Source organism: Ruminococcus sp. OM04-4AA, from assembly GCF_003462585.1.
GTDB lineage: Bacteria > Bacillota > Clostridia > Lachnospirales > Lachnospiraceae > Mediterraneibacter > Mediterraneibacter faecis.
In genome coordinates this window covers 1-1,347 of the sequence record NZ_QTZH01000145.1, presented here as the reverse complement: position 1 = coordinate 1,347, position 1,347 = coordinate 1, and the positions used below count along the sequence as shown (strand labels likewise).

General features: G+C 42.4%; 2 protein-coding genes and 1 pseudogene. 2 read left to right on the top strand and 1 reads right to left on the bottom strand.

Annotated elements, in window-relative coordinates:
* Positions 1-483, top strand: a pseudogene (locus DXB52_RS15770) (ATP-binding protein); the annotation flags it as partial.
* Positions 484-488: 5 nt separating this feature from the next.
* On the opposite strand, the gene DXB52_RS15765 reads toward DXB52_RS15770, so the two are convergent.
* Entirely contained in the window at positions 489-689 is a 201-nt protein-coding gene (locus DXB52_RS15765) for a helix-turn-helix domain-containing protein (protein WP_004612745.1), read from the bottom strand.
* Between the two features lie 111 nt (positions 690-800).
* Here DXB52_RS15765 and DXB52_RS15760 point away from each other — a divergent pair, with 111 nt between their 5' ends.
* Entirely contained in the window at positions 801-1,211 is a 411-nt protein-coding gene (locus DXB52_RS15760; RefSeq protein ID WP_005428610.1) for a hypothetical protein, read from the top strand.
* Positions 1,212-1,347 lie beyond the last annotated feature (136 nt).

Here is a 1,347-nt window from a genome sequence, read left to right as displayed (position 1 = left end):
CGAAGCGAGGAAATGAAGCGACACCCGAACTATAAGACGGGCGAAAACTACGCCTATTTGGGACTGCCACCCTGCTTTCTTATCTTTGATGAATATGTGGCATTTTTTGAAATGCTGGGGACAAAAGAAAGCGTGAGCCTACTTAGCCAGTTAAAGAAAATCGTCATGTTAGGACGACAAGCAGGTTATTTCCTTATCGTTGCCTGTCAGCGTCCAGACGCAAAATATTTCTCGGACGGTATCAGAGATAACTTCAATTTCCGTGTGGGATTGGGGCGTATCAGCGAATTAGGTTACGGTATGCTGTTCGGTTCAGATGTGAAAAAGCAGTTTTTTCAGAAGCGTATCAAGGGGCGTGGCTATTGTGATGTGGGAACAAGTGTTATAAGTGAATTTTACACGCCTTTAGTCCCGAAAGGACATGATTTTCTACAAGAAATCGGCAGGCTGGAAGAAAAAAGGACTGCAAGCAACGAAAGCTGACAGTCCTACTTCAATTTCAATATGTCGTTTGGGGAACATTCCAGAAAATCACAGAGCTTTGCAAGGATTGTAAGGTCAATTCTGGAAACTTTGTTCTTGCAATAGTTATTAAGCTGTGTCCGCTGTAATTTACACGCTTCACAGACTTTGTTTTTGCTGATATTCTTCTCTTTCAAAAGATTTTCTAAATCAATATATACCTGCATACGCTGTACCTCGTCTTTTCTTTGAATTATAAGATACAACTGTATTGATAAATAAGATGTATTATCGTAGACTGTATTATAATACACCCTACAAGAAAGGACAGTAACAGTATGTGCAAAAAGAGAAAAATAATAACAATCACGGTACTTTTTGTGCTGGGAGTGGCGGTTTCCTATCTGCAATGGGGACGTGAGATTGATGTAGTAGGAAGTATGGGGACTTCATCAGAAAATTTCCATGAAGAACACGTTACCTTTACGCTCAACCGTCTTATCATTACAGATAAAGAAAAGTGTGCAGAGGAAATTATCAAAAAATGCAGGGAGAATGATTTTGCTTCTACTCTGTTCAGCTATGATGTGGCAAAGCCCAACGCTTTATATGGTACGGTGTACCGTTCCCGTTTTTCCATGAAAGGACAAAAGCCTTTGTTTCATTTCCGATATACACAGACAGCGGACACGCTCGGTTCATACAACATTGTTGATGATCCAGAAGCGTTCACGCTGGTAATCGAATAACGCAAGGCAGGACGGGACGGCGACGTGCGAAGCGAAAGGCGACGGCACGGACTAGCCGTTGCTGGTGTGGCGTAAGCCACGCCAGCAGGTAAAACCCCTCGGTATCTAACAGAGGGGTACGTTTGCAAATAGACAA

What these genes read in the sequence shown, in the direction of transcription:
- DXB52_RS15765 (WP_004612745.1), bottom strand. Translation starts at nt 689, where the DNA reads ATGCAGGTATATATTGATTTAGAAAATCTTTTGAAAGAGAAGAATATC.
- DXB52_RS15760 (WP_005428610.1), top strand. Translation starts at nt 801, where the DNA reads ATGTGCAAAAAGAGAAAAATAATAACAATCACGGTACTTTTTGTGCTG.